Origin of the sequence: Brevibacillus sp. HB1.4B (genome assembly GCF_013284285.1) — a bacterium.
GTDB lineage: Bacteria > Bacillota > Bacilli > Brevibacillales > Brevibacillaceae > Brevibacillus > Brevibacillus porteri.
In genome coordinates this window covers 647,665-663,171 of record NZ_JABSUT010000002.1, presented here as the reverse complement: position 1 = coordinate 663,171, position 15,507 = coordinate 647,665, and the positions used below count along the sequence as shown (strand labels likewise).

Below are 15,507 nucleotides of genomic sequence, written 5' to 3'. Positions count from 1 at the left end.
TTTAGAAATTACAAACCCGAGTTTGTACTAGAACCATTTAATATTGCAATCGATATTTAATGCTATATTAAGAAATAAAAAGGGAGGATGCTCATGGAAACGATCATAGTTGAGCCACGAAAAGGAATTGGGCAGATAACGTTAGGAATGACTAGAGAGGAAGTAAGAAAGTACGCCGAAGCAAAGGGTGTGAGACTCTTCAATCCAAGGAAAGATTCAACGGCGGTGCAGTCCGTTGGGGATTTCAAGGTAGAGTACGATTCGGAAGATAGAGTTATATTCATAGAACTGTCTTCTTTTAAGGGTGATCATGATATAACCTGTTTGCTTATGGATATTAATGTGTTTGAGACAAAAGCAGAGGATTTAGTTGAACGAATTGATAAAATTTCTCCATATGATAGAAATGATTGGGAGTTAGGATATAGCTATACCTTTCATGAATTGGGGCTGGCATTTTGGCGACCAAATGTTTTTAGAGATGAGGATATGCAGCAAGAATGGTTTTTATCCCATGATAAAGAGGAGCAGGAATCCTATTTGAGAGATCAATATTTCAGGACTGTAGCAATAGCAGTGGATGGGTATTGGAATAAATCCAAATGAAAGTGACATTTAATTCAGTCTTACAAACTACAAATGGTAAAATACAGGAAAATGCACTTATATCAGGAGTGAATGAACCTATGAAAGGCAAAAGAAGACTATCCCTCAGTCATTTTCCTGAGTTTGGGATAGTCTTCTTTTTACATATTCATCTGCCTGTCTAGAGAATATCATAGATGTTTTACCTATCACTAAAATCAACAAGAAGTAGATTGATGAGCATGAAGAAGCATAGAATTTATAAAGGGGTAATTAGAGAAGGATTAACAGAAAGGTTATCTTCCGAATACTACTTAAGAATCCCACTGATTGCCAAGGTTTTAGAGCTGGGAGTCTCAAATACTCAACTGTTACTTTAGTACAATTTCCTTTTTCCATACCAATTCTTGATTTGCTTCGTTTTTAAAAGTGAGCGTTAGGACACCCTTCTGACCCTTCATCTTTTGAGCATCATAATTAAAACTGAGAATCTGCAAGGAGCCACCGATCGTAAATTTAGGTTTTGTACTCTCAGAAAAAGCGTTTTCCACCGCTTGTTCAACTGTATTCACAATCGTTTTCTCATTTGATTTCCATTCCATCTTCTCAAGTGTGTAACCTTTTGAGAATTTGTCTACGTAAAAAGTAAACGCATCTTTATTCATTGGATTTGTAGCATCCTGATCGACTTTCACGCCGATCATCTTGTCGTTAATGGCATACACAGAGTACTGCTCTTTCGTATTTTCTTGTGTATTTTTTGGTGCAATCCAAGCCTCACCTGTTCCAACCATTACCCCGCTATATTTCACAAAAAGCTCATTCACTTTTTGGTTTAAAAAAGCATCCTTGACGTTTTTGGTTAGAATTTGATCATATTTTTGGATAAATTCTTGCTTGGTTTTAATTATTATTTCTATGTCTTCACCGTTCTTTTCGCTACTTACAGTCAACGGGAATTCGAAACGATTCGCCACACTATTTTTGTCTCCAGCTTTTATCTCTTTTTGCAGACTAGTAAAATATGACTCAAATGCCTTCGCATCATCAATGCCAGCGACAAAGTATGGATTCTTTTGTTCTACAGTTGGACTTGGATTTTTTACCGCAGCGGCTACAGACATTTCCTTTTGCAACCCCGGTAAAAAACCTACTGATAATACTGTTGCAACGATTATTGCATTTGTGACTTTTTTCATTTCAAACTCCTCCTAGATTTAGCATCAAAATAGATGTAAAAGTGTTGAACAGTGAGTTTTCGGGTAAACGCTCATCTTCTTACCTTTCCTGGGAGGGAGGTTTATTTACGTTTCTTTTGGTTGATGGCAGTGACGATAGATTCACCCAGCCCCAGCAATGCGATAATCAACATGCCGAAACCAATCATAAGCGTCAAAGTATTCCTAACCTCCACAGGCATGACTTCCCTTCCGAGAGGTTAGCCAAACGTCCTTTTAAGCCTATTCGATTGAGTAGGATTAGTATACCGTTTATTTCCAATTTCAAGGTGTACTTTTCTGCGTCCAAGCGTTTCTTCTCCTTTACTTCGTGTGTATGATGAGTAAATGCAGAAAGGATTGTCCAATACTCGAATTTTTATTCGCAGACAAGTTTAATCTTCTGAATCCTTGCCCATCCTGTGGTATTCGTGTTTGGATTAAGAAAGAAAAGATTGAAGTTACGAAAGTGGCTAGATCAGAGAGGATTTACGCAACAGTGGTTGAGCAAAGAATCGGGGGTAAACAATACTATTGATTCGCGTCTAGCATCAGATAATGAATATCTAGCGACTATGAAAACTGCTCAACGAATACTAAATGCACTTAACGAGGGTAAACAAAAATGCGAAACAGGCTGATTTCTGGACCATGTAGGATAGTGGGGACGAATGGGGACAAAACTGACTTGAATCGTCAAAGATTCACTCAGATGCGAACGAGAAAAACACTTGATTTTCAAGGGTTTTACAGATCAATTAGCATTAAAAACGATGACCCGGTCTTTTTGACAGGGGGAGCTGGTTCGAACACAGTCCGGACCATACTATGATCGAGATACGGGTCATTATGCGGCGAATGCATTGCGTGATGCAGTAGGCATTTCTAAATAGTGGCACAGCCCTCCTTTGGAATATTCCGGGGGAGGGCTGTTTTAATTACTTGTCATATAGCTTTAGTAAAATAAATATTAAAACCCAAAATATACCGCCTAGTATTATGTTGCTACCTCCACCAAAGAATAATCCAGTAAAGAGTCCTAAAACAACGATTATAAATATTTCCAATAATTTGAACATTATTATTCATCTTCCTTTTTTAGAATTTCACGTATATAATAACACGGAAAGAAAAATGGAAAAAGATGGGAATTATATGAAGAAGTTAGCATCTTTTTTGTGTGTCTGCTTTGCTACAACATTAGTGTTAACTCCTGGGATAAGTGACAATGTATTGGCAAAAGAACGCTTGAAAAAACTAGAAATAGTTGAGATCGCATTAGATGACTCTCGTTCCTCGCGATCGTTAAAAGCGTTGAATAATAATGATAGCGAAGAAACTCATTACTTCATCCATAATGAAGGTGGAGAAATAGATCCCAAAGATATAAAGGAATATGTAAAGACTGAACTCAAAATAAATCGCTCGTCTGAAGACGAAGGAGTTGCACCAAAACTGATGGGTGTAGGTGTCTATAAACAAGATGGCACTAGACACGTTGATTACATTTTTGATCAACTAGATGAAGTCCCTTTAGAAGAAATTCGTGAAGAAATTGAACAAAAAGTTGAACTTGCTGAAAATGAAGGTGCAAGGAATATTATATCATTAAAAGCTTCTGCGAGTTCTGATGATGATACATATTCCGATTCTTACACGTATAGAGTGAGAGATGATAATCGAAATGAGATCGCGGGTGTTTATACCAGCAACGTAGACTATATAAGAAAAGGTACGTCAACATTAAAGGGAGAGAAAGTCTCTGTTTGGGATGTTAAGTTTTTCAATCAAACAGAACCAAGAAATAATTATCAAACTCGAGAATTAGCAATGAGATACAGACATAGTGGTAGTGATGCTGACGAACAGACAATTCGTTCATATGGGCCCTATACAACTGATACTGACTCATCTGCTTCTGTTGGATTATCAGGTTTAGTTCCTTCTGTGAGTTGGACTTTCAACACTAAATCAGCAAATATTAAGGATGAATCAAGCTTATCCGATAATTATACTAAGTGGATTGTCGATTTTAAGTTAGGAACGAGGACAGCAAAAAATAACTTTGTATATGAACCAGGTGTTCGTGTAACAAATAACGACGCAGGGATAGTTTTTAAGCATAACCATTATGTTAATTACTACAGAAATCTTGATTCTCAAGCAAAACTAAACACGGGCACCATTGAATTAATTTTAACAGACTTGTAATAAATACAATAGCAAACAACCCGCCAGGCTTAACATCTTGGCGGGTTGTTCTCTTACACAAGCAGCTTGGCTAAAATACTTTTAAACTCCGCGATATCCAAATAAACCTAATCTAAAGTCTCTATCTGATAGTCCTTTACACAGTGGCTCTGGCACATAATAAGTTTGTTATAGCTTATGATGGTAACAGTCCTTCGGGGAGTGTTATCTACTTTGTCAAAAATTTTGACGTTTTTTGAAAGTTAATCTAAAAACGCACTATATTAATGCTAAGCACGATGAATAAGCCGCTCGGGTAAATAACCTGGCGGTTTTTGTTTTGGGTACACGAATTTGGAAGGAGTAAGAGCGTTGAGCCAATCGGATATTGCATATCCTAATCTTTCACTTACCACTTTAGGATTGGCACCTTGAATAAGAAGAAGCGTAGCATGAGTATGTCTTATGTCATGGAAACGTATTTTTGGAGCGTCTACGCTCTTTATGACTGGTTTGTACGTTCTCTTCAGATTTCGGGGGAATTGAAGTATCTCTAATATCGTACAAAGGCCAAGGCTATTATCTTGATAACTTGTACCTCAAGCTCTCTTTTCTTCAAAAATATACTTTCCGTGCTCAGTGGCGCTTGAACGCTCTAAAATGTCAAAACTGGTAAATTCAAGCAGGAATCTGTCGTTTCTAGTAGAATATAACCCTCAATAAGTAATTGAGGTGAAAAAGTTACATGCTGTTTGTCCTATTTTCAACATTGGAATACCTCGCAATATTTGCTCTTATGACTACGTTATTTAGGTTTGGTTTTTTGGTGCATATCAACAGGATTCTCTTTGTGAGTCTGGTATTAATGCTATTCTCGTTTGGGCTACGACAATTTACGCCATATGGAGACTATGCAACCATAGCCCAAGTCGTCATCATCTTTGGGGCATTAATCCTGGTATGGAACGTGAATTGGGGACATGCTGCCTTAATGACCATGATAACAGCAGGAATATACTTGGGGATTCAGATGGTGGAAGTGTTCTTCCTGACCGTCATAGGAGCCCTAGAGACAATCGAATCGTTACGGGATCGAACCATCAACACAGGTTTCATATTCCAGACAATCTCCGCATTATTTACCTTTGCATTATGCTATGGGCTTCGAAAATTTGGACTGCAATTTACATTTGTCAGAGACGGAGCGCCTTTCTTTATTTACCATAGAATCAACATGGTTATTTTGTCACTGATTGTTGTAACAGGTGTATTGATAACGGTCTTGTTTAAATTAGCAAGTACATATGGAATTGCTTCCATAGTCTGGATCTTCTTTGGGATGGCAATCGGAATCACGATACTGGCATGGCTGGCTATAAAAAGGGATGGGGAATATGATTGAAACTCTTGCTGAAAGAATAGCAATCCAACTAAAGTCGATCAATCCACATGAAACGAAGTCAGTGCCTACAATGAAATTTGGGTTAATCCTTATCATCAACATGCTTCTCATCATTACGAGTAGCCTTACCATTTCACTAATGATAGGGACATTTCAAGGAACATTAATCACATTGGCTGGATTTTTAGTACTACGCCAATTTTCAGGAGGATTTCACTATTCATCGTCTGTCTACTGCACCATGACAAGTATAGTGGGAGCTGTATTAATCCCTCTCATTACCCTACCTAATGATTTTGTCACCCCGATTATTATTATCACATTAGTCCTAGTAGCACTTTTTGCACCGCAAGAAATGGAATTGCAATCACGACTATTCAAACAGAATCAGACTTTGCTCCTCAAGACCATCTCCATTATCATCGTCAGTTCATTATTTTTCATAGACAGCGAGACACTGGTTAAGACCTTCTTTGTGCAATCACTGACGCTAATTCCACTGAAAGGAGGTGGAAAAGATGAAAAATAAAGCGATGATGTTCGTAGCGAAACATGTTTCAGCAGTTGCTTCATTTGTTGCGGTACTGGCGGTAACTACAGCATCCTTTGGATTCGTGGGGAAACCTGAAATTCCAGAGGAATTAAAGAAATAAGGAGCAATGAACGACACAGACCATTTCTCACTCGACTTAACATCGAACGGGGAAAACTGGTTGCCCCATTGCCCCATTGTAAATCATAACTCTATAAACAGAACATCCGTGTTTGAATGTATTGTACTTATCGACTGCTTCTTTCACATCGTTACTAATAATTTCAACCCCTCTGTAGACAAGGGGGGTCTTTTTTTGCACCTGGTTTATTGACGTCAACAACGCTGATTTTCGAATTGTTAATGAATCCAAGCGGGCTGTCTCTTTGGCGAGAAATCGACTTTTGAGACAGCCCTTACTGTTTTACATACGCTTAACGCTTATTAAAACTTGGAAAGAGCGAATTTAGCTGTAAAATTCATCTTTTTCATATAGGAAGAGTTCGCTCCGGCTTGAAATTGTACAGAGATATTGCCGTCTTTTTGCGCTTGGAATACACGTCCGTATGGTGAATTAGCTTGGTATGTACCAATCGCTTGATTATCTGCATCAAAGACTGTATAAGAAATCGGGAATCCTGAATTGTTTACAAAAATCGTAAGCTCTTCACCCTTTTTAAGCGGAAAAGATTCTTTTTGGGTCACTTCGTATGAACTCAGAGAATAGTATTTCGTAACCTCTTGAATGTCTAAAGCCGTTGCTGCTGCGTTAACTTTTGAGACTTCCAATCCTGGCAAATTTGCACCTGAAAGTACTGCAATCCCTAATGCTCCTGCTAAAATGGCTTTTTTCATAATCGTAATGCCTCCTTTTTTGCTCATCCATGAGCGAAAGTAAATATTTGGAAATTATAACCATTATAATATCATTGAAAATGGTTATCAATAAGTTTTTTTGTAGATTACCTCTCACGGCGTGATAAAGAGGGCATAAAAAAAGAGAGTGATTCCATTGAATCAACATCCCCCTAAAAAAGGCACACACATCCCTGTATCCGGACAAAACCCCTCATTCTCGGCACACAACCTCTCCGTAAACCCAGGCTCCTCTTGCGCCAGAAACTTAAAATAACAAACAATTTCATGATTCCTTACAGCTACACTATTCAACTGAAAATCCAACAAATACTTCCGATCCACATGCTGGTAGTACAATCCTTTCTTCGTAAACGGAGGTGGGTACGCCTTGGACGGCAAAGTTGGAATAATATCATGAACATTTACGATCCGAACACTGTTCTTTACTGTCTCATTAAACCGCGAAGCAAAGACAGGATCTCCGACGCGAGGACTCCCATACGTATACACAAAAGGATGCGCAAATTTCGTATTCACCGCAATATCCAAACCAGCTAGGGCGGCCAACCCTCCCCCTAAACTGTGCCCTGCAACAAATAGTTTTTTTGATCTGGAGAGCTTGCTCAGCTCCCGAATCAATTCATCTCTCGCGGATTGATACATACAAGTAAACCCACGGTGGGTTTTTCCTGCCTTTCTGACGAAACGATAGGGGACTTGATACAAATCTTGATCAGTCTCATTGTCGTTAAACGTGCGTGTTCCTCGAAAAGTTACAACGATACTGTCGGATGACTCGGCTACAAAACCAAACACCTCTGGCTCCGGAGTCTCAACACCAGCCCATGCTCGAATAGTCGAGAGCTGACGATACCCTTTTGGCAAGACAAGTGAATCTGTTTCAAATAGCTGATAGGCCTGATGGATCATAGCCGCAAGTAAAATCGCATCTTTGCTGTTATAAATACGATCGATCATTCATGTGTCTCCCTTTCTGAGTTTCAAGGCTGTAAAAAAGCTAGCATTTGCCTAAAAACGGAATACACGTATCGGTATTGGGACAAAACCCCGGATTTTCCACACAGAGCGTTTGGGCATAATCAGGGTCAAGCTGAGTGAGGTTATGAAAATAGCAGGCGATACTATCGTTGCGAGGCGTATTATTCAGTTGAAACGAGAGAGGAAACTTGTTTTTTACATGTTGATAATAGATACCTTCCTGGGTAAAAGGAGGCGGATACTTTTGATCGGGGAATGTAGGAAAAGAGTCGTGGACATTTACAATGCGTAGACTATTGACAACGACTTGATTGAAGCGTGAGGCGAACTGGGGGTCACCAATACGTGGACTACCATAGGTGTAAACGATTGGTTGCCTAATCTTTGTGTTTACCGCAATATCTAAAGCTGCTAGTACAGCTAGCGCGCCGCCGTAGTTGTGGCCAGTAATAAACAGCTTTTTTGATGCGGGAAACTGATTGATTTTTCTGATGAACTGATCCCGTGTTGATTGATACAGGCAGGTAAATCCACGTGAGGTTTTCCCTGCATCTGGAACAAAAGGATAGGGGACTTGGAGGATGTCATAGGCCGCCAAAAGGTCTGCCGGATATGCTGCGTACCCTCTGAAGGCAATGATGATTTCATCTTTAGATTCTGCCACAAAACCATATACATGTTCTGTTGGATTCTCTACATCTGCAAAAGCCTGAATCGTGTATCGAAGCTGAAAACCTTTGGGTAAGGTGAGCTTCCCATCAAAATATAATGGATAAGTCTGATAGCTCATGGCTGCTAGGAAAATGGCAGCCTGACTAGTAAACATGTTGTCTTCGTCCGAGAAAACCATGTAGACAATTTCCTTTCCAAACAAGAATAAGGATCCAACACTTTTGAAAAGTCGTACATCGGAAATCTTGTCTGTCTCTCCCAAATGAATGCAGGGCAATCCTACTCGAATGATACTTACCATGAGCCTATGTCTTTACGATGGAATGCGTGCTTGTATGAAGAAAATAAAAAGGGGAAGCGTACGAAACGCTTCCCACTTACAAAGGTTTTGAGAGGATTTCAATTCCCACATCAATTGTTTTCTCTACTCCCATGAAGGTTAAAAATATTTTAGCCCTGTTTTTGTGCTTATCCACTTTTTTGATAAGACCTTCCAGTCCTTTTAAGGGACCAGATTCTACGATCACCTTTGAATTTTCTAGATAAACCTTTGAATAATCGACAACTTCACTGTTTCCCATGAGTTGGAGGATCGGGGTGATTTCTTTTTCATCAATGCTCGAATAATAAGTACCCTCATCTTGCGAATAGTAACTACCGTTATTGACCAAACGCAAACTTCTAGGAATTTTTTTGATTTTGTGGAACATTTCGTTAGTCATTTCAGTCTTAATAAGTACATATCCAGGAAAAATATTCTTCATGACACTATTCGCAATGCCTGACTTTTTCTCAGGAACCAATCTCTTCGGCACAACGGACTTTAAAGACTGCTCATTAAAATAGAGTTTGAGGTACTTTTGAACGACTTCTTCTTTACCAGATTCTACAAAGATGGCATACCATTTCAAGGTGAGTAATCCTTTCATTATGAAGTAGATTCGCAAGTATCTTGAGCGCTTACTGCTTCCACAAAAATAGGAATGATTGAGTAGATAAAATCCTAAAATTTGTGGTATTATACTAAATATATCCAATTTTTTCGCGTTATGCAATAAACGTGGTTGTTGGAACTTTCTGCATAAATATAAAGAGTTAGCTGTATAAGTTTTTTATCGAAAGGAAAATCCCTTAGGGAATTTAATCGATGTTTCGGCACGTTAAAGGAACGTAGGGAGGACATACGTTGAAACAGTAGTGTGTATATTTATTTACCCACGAACTGGGGAAGCTCTGCCCTTTGGCACAGTAGGAGAACGGAAGGCGGAGATTGAATTGCATGTGTTTCCACAGATCTTTACGAAAGAATTCGTTATAAAAGGTAAGGATAGAGAGTATCGTGCCAGTTTGTGCATGGGCTATTTCTCTGTTCCCGCTGATTTTTTAAAAATAGTAAAATTCTTGCACCCAAAAGAATTCGAGTACTATTTTCAGCTGGAGTATGAGCGGAGAGTAAAAAGCTACCTGACAGGGAGATATGTCGCCAAAAGAGCCGTTTCGTTTTTGGTTGGAGACGAAAGCTTAGAGCGAATATGTATTGAACAGGGCATTTTTCATCAACCAGTCGTGAACTTACCGAATGCAACCAACGTCCAGGTGAGTATCACCCATTGTGACGATCTTGCAGCCGGCATTGCTTTTTCGGAAGAACTACCGATGGGGATTGATATGGAGAGAATTAGCGTGGATAGAAATAAAGTTCTGGAGACGCAAATGACTGTGAAAGAGAGCAGCTTGTTTTCATGCTTGCCTTATTCTTATGAAACGACTCTCACTCTTTTCTGGACAGTCAAGGAAGCGTTATCCAAAATTTTGAAAACAGGTTTAACCACTTCTTTTCATATCTATGAAATAAGCCAAGTAGAGGCAAGGGATGGGGTTGTTTATAGTCTTTTTGAAAACTTTCCTCAATACCGTACTGCATCCTTTATCCTTGGTGACTATGTGTGTTCGATCACCTACCCGAAAAAGACAGAGTGGAGTGTTGCTGTCGTAAAAGATGTACTTCAGGAGATAGAACACTCTATGACAAATCGCTTATGAATTCCCCACAACGGTCAATTGACCAGGCTGTGGGGAGTTTTTATTATAAAAAACTGTTTTTAAAAACAAGGGGTGCATCATACATGGAAAAGCCTGTTGTGTTTATGTTTTCTGGACAGGGGTCTCAGTACTATCAGATGGGGAGAGACCTTTTTGATCAGAATCCGGTATTTCGCAAATGGATGCTTAGTTTAGATGAAAAGGTACATTCCCTGATCGGGGAGTCTGTCCTTGCCCAGTTATATGATGACACGAAGCGTCGAGACGACATATTTGATCGCACCCTTTTTACGCATCCCGCCATTTTTATGGTGGAGTACGCTCTGGCTCAATTTCTCATGGAAAGCGGAATTAAGCCTGACTATTGTCTGGGGAGCAGTTTGGGGGAGTTTGCGGCGGGGGCTGTGTCTGGGATCATGCCTGTGGAAGAATTACTACAACTCGTGGTTGAACAAGCCACCCTTTACGAAACGTATTGTCAGAAAGGGAGTATGCTTGCGATTCTCCACAATCCCGATTTGTATGATCAAGACCCTTTATTGCATCGAAATAGTGAGTTGGTGGCGGTGAATTTTCATTCGCATTTTGTCATTGCCGGGAGCAGTCATCAGCTACAACGCATGGAGGATTATGTAAAAGGCAAGGGGATCATTTGTCAACGACTACCCGTATCGTATGCTTTTCACTCAGCTTACATCGATCCGGCTGAACCACATTATCGGGAGGTATTGAAACAGAAAACGTTTGGAATTCCCCAGATTCCCTTTGTCTCGTGTGTTCACGGTGAAATCATGAAGGAACTGCCAGCTGACTACTTTTGGCAAGTGGTAAGAAAACCAATGCAGCTTCCAAAAGCTGTCCAAGAGCTGGAGAAACAGCAAAGCTACATCTATTTGGATTTGGGACCAGCAGGAAATTTGAGTAATTTTACAAAGCGAAATCTGCGACAAGATTCACAATCAGAATGCTACTCGATTATCACTCCTTTTAAAAAGGATGGTGAAAATGTAGAGCGCATCAAGCAACTATTCTCAAATAAAAGTGTGCATACAAACAGAAAGGAAGACAGAAAAATGACCACATATGTTTTCCCAGGGCAGGGCTCCCAAATAAAAGGAATGGGGGGCTCTCTGTTTGATGAGTTTCCAGAAATAACGGCCAAAGCTGATCAGATATTAGGTTATTCCATCAAAGAGCTTTGTCTGCATGATCCGGACAAACAGTTAAGTAAAACCCAGTTTACTCAGCCTGCTTTGTACGTGGTAAATGCGCTTAGCTATCTGAAAAAGGTAAAGGAAACCGGGAAAAAACCAGATTATGTGGCGGGGCACAGCTTGGGTGAGTACAACGCACTTTTTGCATCAGGGGTGTTTGATTTTGAGACAGGGTTACACTTGGTGAAAAAAAGAGGCGAGTTGATGAGTCTGGCCGTCGGTGGAGGTATGGCGGCGGTGATCGGGTTTACTTTGGAGCAAGTAGAACGCGTGTTACATGAAAATAATTTGACCAGTATCGATATTGCCAATCACAATTCTCCCTTCCAATTTGTGATTGCAGGTCGAAAAGAAGATATAGAGCGGGCCAACCCTGTTTTTCAGGAAGCGGGTGTAAAAGTATACATCCCCTTAAAGGTGAGCGGAGCATTCCATTCCCGTTACATGAGTGATGCGAAGCAACGCTTTGAGGACTATTTGAATCAGTTTGCCTTTTCCAGTATGACCATCCCTGTGATTTCAAATGTTCACGCAAGACCCTATAAACAGAGCGATGTGAAACGAAATTTGGTGGAACAAATTACACACCCAGTGAAATGGAATGACAGCATTCGATATCTCCTGGCCTTGGGGGAAAATGAAATAGAAGAAGTTGGTCCTGGTACTGTGTTGACCAAGTTAGTTACTACGATACGAAATGAAGCAGAACCCCTGATCATAGAAGAGGAAGCAGAGAAAGAAAACATGGAGCAAGAGATATCGAACAGCATGGAGCAGCCAAAAGGGATTACCGCTTTTTCGCTGGGAAATCAGCAATTTAAACAGGACTACAAACTGAAATATCCCTACCTGGCAGGAGCGATGTACAAGGGAATCTCATCGGAAAAGCTGGTCATTAAAATGGGGAAAGCCGGGATGATGGGCTTTTTCGGAAGCGGTGGCTTACAGCTAGATAGAATCGAGCGTGCCATCCAACAGATTCAACGTGAACTACAGCATGGCGAGCCGTATGGTATGAATTTGTTGCATCATCCAAGTGACCCGTCCATGGAAGAAAAAACCGTCGATCTGTATCTTGCTTATCAAGTGAGGGTGATGGAAGCATCGGCGTTTATGGCGATTACCCCTGCGTTGATCATCTATCGGGCCAAGGGATTAAAGCGGGGGATGAACGGGCAAGTGGAGGCGGCAAACAAAATTTTTGCCAAAGTATCACAGCCTGAGGTTGCGGAAGCCTTTTTAAGTCCCGCACCTGAGTATCTGATAGAAAAATTGGTGCAAGAACATAAGCTTACGACAGAAGAAGCGAGTCTGTTACGAGAAGTTCCGATGGCGGACGAGTTAACGGTAGAGGCCGATTCTGGCGGAAATACCGATCACGGTGTAGCTTCTGCTTTGATGCCAGCGATGATCAGACTACGAGATAACATGATGCACAAGTATGGATACCGGAAGCCAATCAGAATCGGGGCTGCGGGAGGGATTGGAACTCCTGAGGCTGCAGCGGTCGCTTTCATGCTTGGGGCAGATTATATTGTTACAGGCTCGATTAACCAGTGCACAGTGGAGGCAGCGACGAGCGAGTCTGTGAAGGATTCGTTGCAGTTGGCCAATGTTCAAGACACAGAGTATGCTCCGGCGGGTGAAATGTTTGAAATGGGAGCCAAAATTCAGGTGTTGAAAAAAGGCTTATTCTTTCCAGCCAGAGCGAACAAGTTGCACGACCTCTATCGTCAATACAACTCGCTTGATGAGATCGATGAGAAAACCAAGAAGCAGCTCCAGGAAAAGTATTTTAAACGCAGCTTTGAAGAGGTGTATGAGCAGATGAAAACGACTTGCCCGCCTCAGGAACTGAAAAGAGCGGAACGAACGCCTAAATACAAGATGGCATTACTTTTCAAATGGTATTTTAACCGTTGTTTTGACTGGGCTTTGGACGGAGCCGAAAGCTATAAAGTGGATTATCAGATTTACTGCGGTCCAGCGTTAGGTTCTTTTAATCAATGGGTGAAGGGAACGGCTGTTGAAAACTGGAGAGACCGTCATGTTGATCAAATTGGTGAAATGATGATCAAGGAGACAGCCAACCTTTTGAATCAGCGTATCCACGCCCTAACAGGTTCAAGCAAGTAGAGAAGCAATGACTCTCAAATAAGAAAGGAACGGCGAAAATGAATTTGGAACTAGTAGAATACCATCCTGAGGGCGTTTCTAGCGAAGCGTCTCTTCTTTTTGTCCATGGAGCATGTCACGGAGCATGGTGTTGGGAAAAAAACTTCCTTCCTTATTTTGCTGACAAAGGCTTTTCTTCCTATGCGCTGAGTCTTCGTGGACATGGTGAAAGTGACGGCTATGAAAATCTTCATTCCTACACACTTCAGGATTACACGGATGATGTTCTTGAAGTGATCGGGCGTCTAAAAAGCAAGCCAGTGCTGGTCGGACACTCTATGGGTGGAGGAATTGTGCAGAAGATCTTGCACCAGCATCCAGATATAATCTCAGGTACCGTTCTGGTTGCCTCGATTCCTCCGCATGGTGGAATGGGTGACTTATTCCGATTAATGTTCAAAAACTTTAAAGAAGCTATGCAATTATTTACATATAACGAGAAAAGAGATGCATCACTGCTCGCCAATGTCTTTTTTTCCAAGGAGCTGCCGATTGAAAAAAAGGATGAGTGGGTGAAGCTCTTGCAGCCTGAATCACTGAAAGCAAGAACCGAGATGAATGGAAAAATTGTTCCAAAAACCGTCCGTGCGAAAACTCCGATACTGGTTCTCGGCTCCAAGCAGGATCGGATGATTTCTGAGAAAACAACGCGCCGAATTGGCAAAACATACGGAATCGAACCCGTTCTGTTCCAAAATATCAGTCATGATATGATGCTTGATCCTGAATGGGAAGCTGTTGCTGGCCACATTTTGACTTTTTTGAGCGAATCTATTTATCTGAATGGCGGAGGTAGGGAATAACATGGAAGGTTCTTATCAAATCGCAAACATTGCTACGAATGTTGAGGTAGAAATAGAACGTTTGAAATCGCAGGTGGAGTTGTTTTGGGATAAAGAGCTGAAGCATTATATCGAGTTTGATCTGACAGATGGAATGTCGGTGATAGAGCTAGGCTCGGGACCAGGATTCGTAATGGAAAAGGTCATGCAGGAGTTTCCAAATTGCAGAGTGACGGGATTGGAGCTTGATCCTCTTCTCGTTGATTATTCACGAAACTATTTGACTCAAAAGCAGTCGGATCGATTTGAGATTGTCGCGGGATCGATTATGGAAACTGGCTTACCTAGCGATTCCTATGATTTTGCCATTACTAGACTCGTATTGGAACATTTACCGGACCCAGTCGGTGCGGTTCGTGAAGTGGCGAGGTTATTAAAACCAGGCGGCAAAGCGGTATTTATCGACAATGATTTCGAGATGCACATTATGACCACCCCACATGTACCAGAATTGCGAGAGCTGTATGATGCCTATTGTGCGGCACGCTATGCGGAAGGCGGCAACCCGAAAATCGGTCGAGAACTGCCAACGGTCCTCAAGCAAGGCGGACTTGGAAATATAGATTTCGAAGTCATTTGCGCTCACAGTGAGCTACTCGGGTACGAAATGTTTCTAAAGTCGGAGGGTGTAGGCATTCCTGTGCAGTTGGTGCGTGACGGTTATTTATCCAGCAAGGCGTTGGGTAAGCTATCTGTGGCATGGCGAAACATGCTGAATACGGAAGGTCATTCTATTCTCAGACAGCTATACATGGCTGTTGGTGAGAAATCGGTGTAG

Annotated in this window: 15 protein-coding genes and 1 pseudogene; 9 read left to right on the top strand and 7 right to left on the bottom strand. The window is 41.1% G+C overall.

What is annotated here, in order from left to right; all coding sequences use genetic code 11:
- Positions 1-93: 93 nt before the first annotated feature.
- Entirely contained in the window at positions 94-606 is a 513-nt protein-coding gene (locus tag HP398_RS07410; RefSeq protein WP_017250301.1) for a hypothetical protein, read from the top strand.
- A 350-nt stretch (positions 607-956) separates the two neighbouring features.
- Here the strand turns inward: HP398_RS07410 and HP398_RS07405 are convergent, their stop codons facing one another.
- Both HP398_RS07405 and HP398_RS30860 read right to left on the bottom strand, forming a co-directional pair.
- Complete coding sequence (locus HP398_RS07405; protein ID WP_173622275.1) at positions 957-1,784, bottom strand: hypothetical protein; 828 nt, start codon at positions 1,782-1,784, stop codon at positions 957-959.
- A gap of 101 nt (positions 1,785-1,885) precedes the next feature.
- Positions 1,886-1,999, bottom strand: a complete 114-nt coding sequence (locus HP398_RS30860) for a putative holin-like toxin (protein WP_371736721.1) — start codon at positions 1,997-1,999, stop codon at positions 1,886-1,888.
- A 745-nt stretch (positions 2,000-2,744) separates the two neighbouring features.
- On the opposite strand from HP398_RS30860, the gene HP398_RS30855 reads away from it, so the two are divergent.
- Positions 2,745-4,013, top strand: a complete 1,269-nt coding sequence (locus tag HP398_RS30855; RefSeq protein WP_254475913.1) for a hypothetical protein — start codon at positions 2,745-2,747, stop codon at positions 4,011-4,013.
- Positions 4,014-4,381: 368 nt separating this feature from the next.
- On the opposite strand, the pseudogene HP398_RS31480 reads toward HP398_RS30855, so the two are convergent.
- Positions 4,382-4,489 (bottom strand): annotated as a pseudogene (locus HP398_RS31480) (tyrosine-type recombinase/integrase); the annotation flags it as partial.
- 353 nt (positions 4,490-4,842) lie between these two features.
- Here HP398_RS31480 and HP398_RS07395 point away from each other — a divergent pair.
- From HP398_RS07395 to HP398_RS07385, 3 genes are read left to right on the top strand one after another with little or no spacing between them, the layout of a single operon-like run.
- Complete coding sequence (locus HP398_RS07395) at positions 4,843-5,394, top strand: hypothetical protein (protein WP_238144487.1); 552 nt, start codon at positions 4,843-4,845, stop codon at positions 5,392-5,394.
- On the top strand, positions 5,387-5,923 hold the full coding sequence (locus HP398_RS07390; RefSeq protein ID WP_017250294.1) for an accessory gene regulator ArgB-like protein: 537 nt from the start codon (positions 5,387-5,389) through the stop codon (positions 5,921-5,923). The genes HP398_RS07395 and HP398_RS07390 overlap by 8 nt, the downstream gene beginning before the upstream one ends.
- Entirely contained in the window at positions 5,913-6,047 is a 135-nt protein-coding gene (locus tag HP398_RS07385; RefSeq protein ID WP_017250293.1) for a cyclic lactone autoinducer peptide, read from the top strand. Before HP398_RS07390 ends, HP398_RS07385 begins: the two co-directional genes overlap by 11 nt.
- Before the next feature lie 323 nt (positions 6,048-6,370).
- On the opposite strand, the gene HP398_RS07380 is transcribed toward HP398_RS07385, so the two are convergent.
- The 4 genes from HP398_RS07380 to loaP form a co-directional block, all read right to left on the bottom strand.
- Positions 6,371-6,781 (bottom strand): hypothetical protein, encoded by a 411-nt coding sequence (locus HP398_RS07380; RefSeq protein ID WP_173622274.1) that lies wholly within the window; start codon positions 6,779-6,781, stop codon positions 6,371-6,373.
- A gap of 162 nt (positions 6,782-6,943) precedes the next feature.
- The gene (locus HP398_RS07375) at positions 6,944-7,762 is read right to left on the bottom strand and encodes a lipase family protein (RefSeq protein WP_173622273.1); all 819 of its coding nucleotides are present in this window, start codon (positions 7,760-7,762) and stop codon (positions 6,944-6,946) included.
- A gap of 40 nt (positions 7,763-7,802) precedes the next feature.
- Positions 7,803-8,633, bottom strand: coding sequence for a lipase family protein (locus HP398_RS07370; protein ID WP_173622322.1), 831 nt, complete (start codon positions 8,631-8,633; stop codon positions 7,803-7,805).
- 199 nt (positions 8,634-8,832) lie between these two features.
- Positions 8,833-9,366 carry an antiterminator LoaP gene (gene loaP, locus HP398_RS07365; RefSeq protein ID WP_173622321.1) on the bottom strand — a complete coding sequence of 178 codons (534 nt, stop codon included), beginning with the start codon at positions 9,364-9,366 and terminating at the stop codon, positions 8,833-8,835.
- 370 nt (positions 9,367-9,736) lie between these two features.
- Here loaP and HP398_RS07360 point away from each other — a divergent pair, with 370 nt between their 5' ends.
- The 4 genes from HP398_RS07360 to HP398_RS07345 all read left to right on the top strand — a co-directional run bounded on the left by HP398_RS07360 (position 9,737) and on the right by HP398_RS07345 (position 15,507).
- The gene (locus HP398_RS07360) at positions 9,737-10,498 is read left to right on the top strand and encodes a 4'-phosphopantetheinyl transferase superfamily protein (RefSeq protein WP_371736720.1); all 762 of its coding nucleotides are present in this window, start codon (positions 9,737-9,739) and stop codon (positions 10,496-10,498) included.
- An 83-nt stretch (positions 10,499-10,581) separates the two neighbouring features.
- A complete protein-coding gene (gene fabD / locus HP398_RS07355) occupies positions 10,582-13,848 on the top strand; it encodes an ACP S-malonyltransferase (protein ID WP_173622271.1) in 3,267 nt (1,088 codons plus the stop codon).
- A gap of 38 nt (positions 13,849-13,886) precedes the next feature.
- A complete protein-coding gene (locus HP398_RS07350; RefSeq protein ID WP_173622270.1) occupies positions 13,887-14,690 on the top strand; it encodes an alpha/beta hydrolase in 804 nt (267 codons plus the stop codon).
- A gap of 1 nt (position 14,691) precedes the next feature.
- Positions 14,692-15,507 carry a class I SAM-dependent methyltransferase gene (locus HP398_RS07345; RefSeq protein ID WP_173622269.1) on the top strand — a complete coding sequence of 272 codons (816 nt, stop codon included), beginning with the start codon at positions 14,692-14,694 and terminating at the stop codon, positions 15,505-15,507.

Excerpts from the sequence above, each read along its gene's own strand:
- HP398_RS07410 (WP_017250301.1), top strand. The coding sequence starts at position 94 with ATGGAAACGATCATAGTTGAGCCACGAAAAGGAATTGGGCAGATAACG.
- HP398_RS07405 (WP_173622275.1), bottom strand. The coding sequence starts at position 1,784 with ATGAAAAAAGTCACAAATGCAATAATCGTTGCAACAGTATTATCAGTA.
- HP398_RS07390 (WP_017250294.1), top strand. The coding sequence starts at position 5,387 with ATGATTGAAACTCTTGCTGAAAGAATAGCAATCCAACTAAAGTCGATC.
- HP398_RS07385 (WP_017250293.1), top strand. The coding sequence starts at position 5,913 with ATGAAAAATAAAGCGATGATGTTCGTAGCGAAACATGTTTCAGCAGTT.
- HP398_RS07380 (WP_173622274.1), bottom strand. The coding sequence starts at position 6,781 with ATGAAAAAAGCCATTTTAGCAGGAGCATTAGGGATTGCAGTACTTTCA.
- HP398_RS07375 (WP_173622273.1), bottom strand. The coding sequence starts at position 7,762 with ATGATCGATCGTATTTATAACAGCAAAGATGCGATTTTACTTGCGGCT.
- HP398_RS07370 (WP_173622322.1), bottom strand. The coding sequence starts at position 8,633 with ATGGTTTTCTCGGACGAAGACAACATGTTTACTAGTCAGGCTGCCATT.
- fabD (WP_173622271.1), top strand. The coding sequence starts at position 10,582 with ATGGAAAAGCCTGTTGTGTTTATGTTTTCTGGACAGGGGTCTCAGTAC.
- HP398_RS07350 (WP_173622270.1), top strand. The coding sequence starts at position 13,887 with ATGAATTTGGAACTAGTAGAATACCATCCTGAGGGCGTTTCTAGCGAA.
- HP398_RS07345 (WP_173622269.1), top strand. The coding sequence starts at position 14,692 with ATGGAAGGTTCTTATCAAATCGCAAACATTGCTACGAATGTTGAGGTA.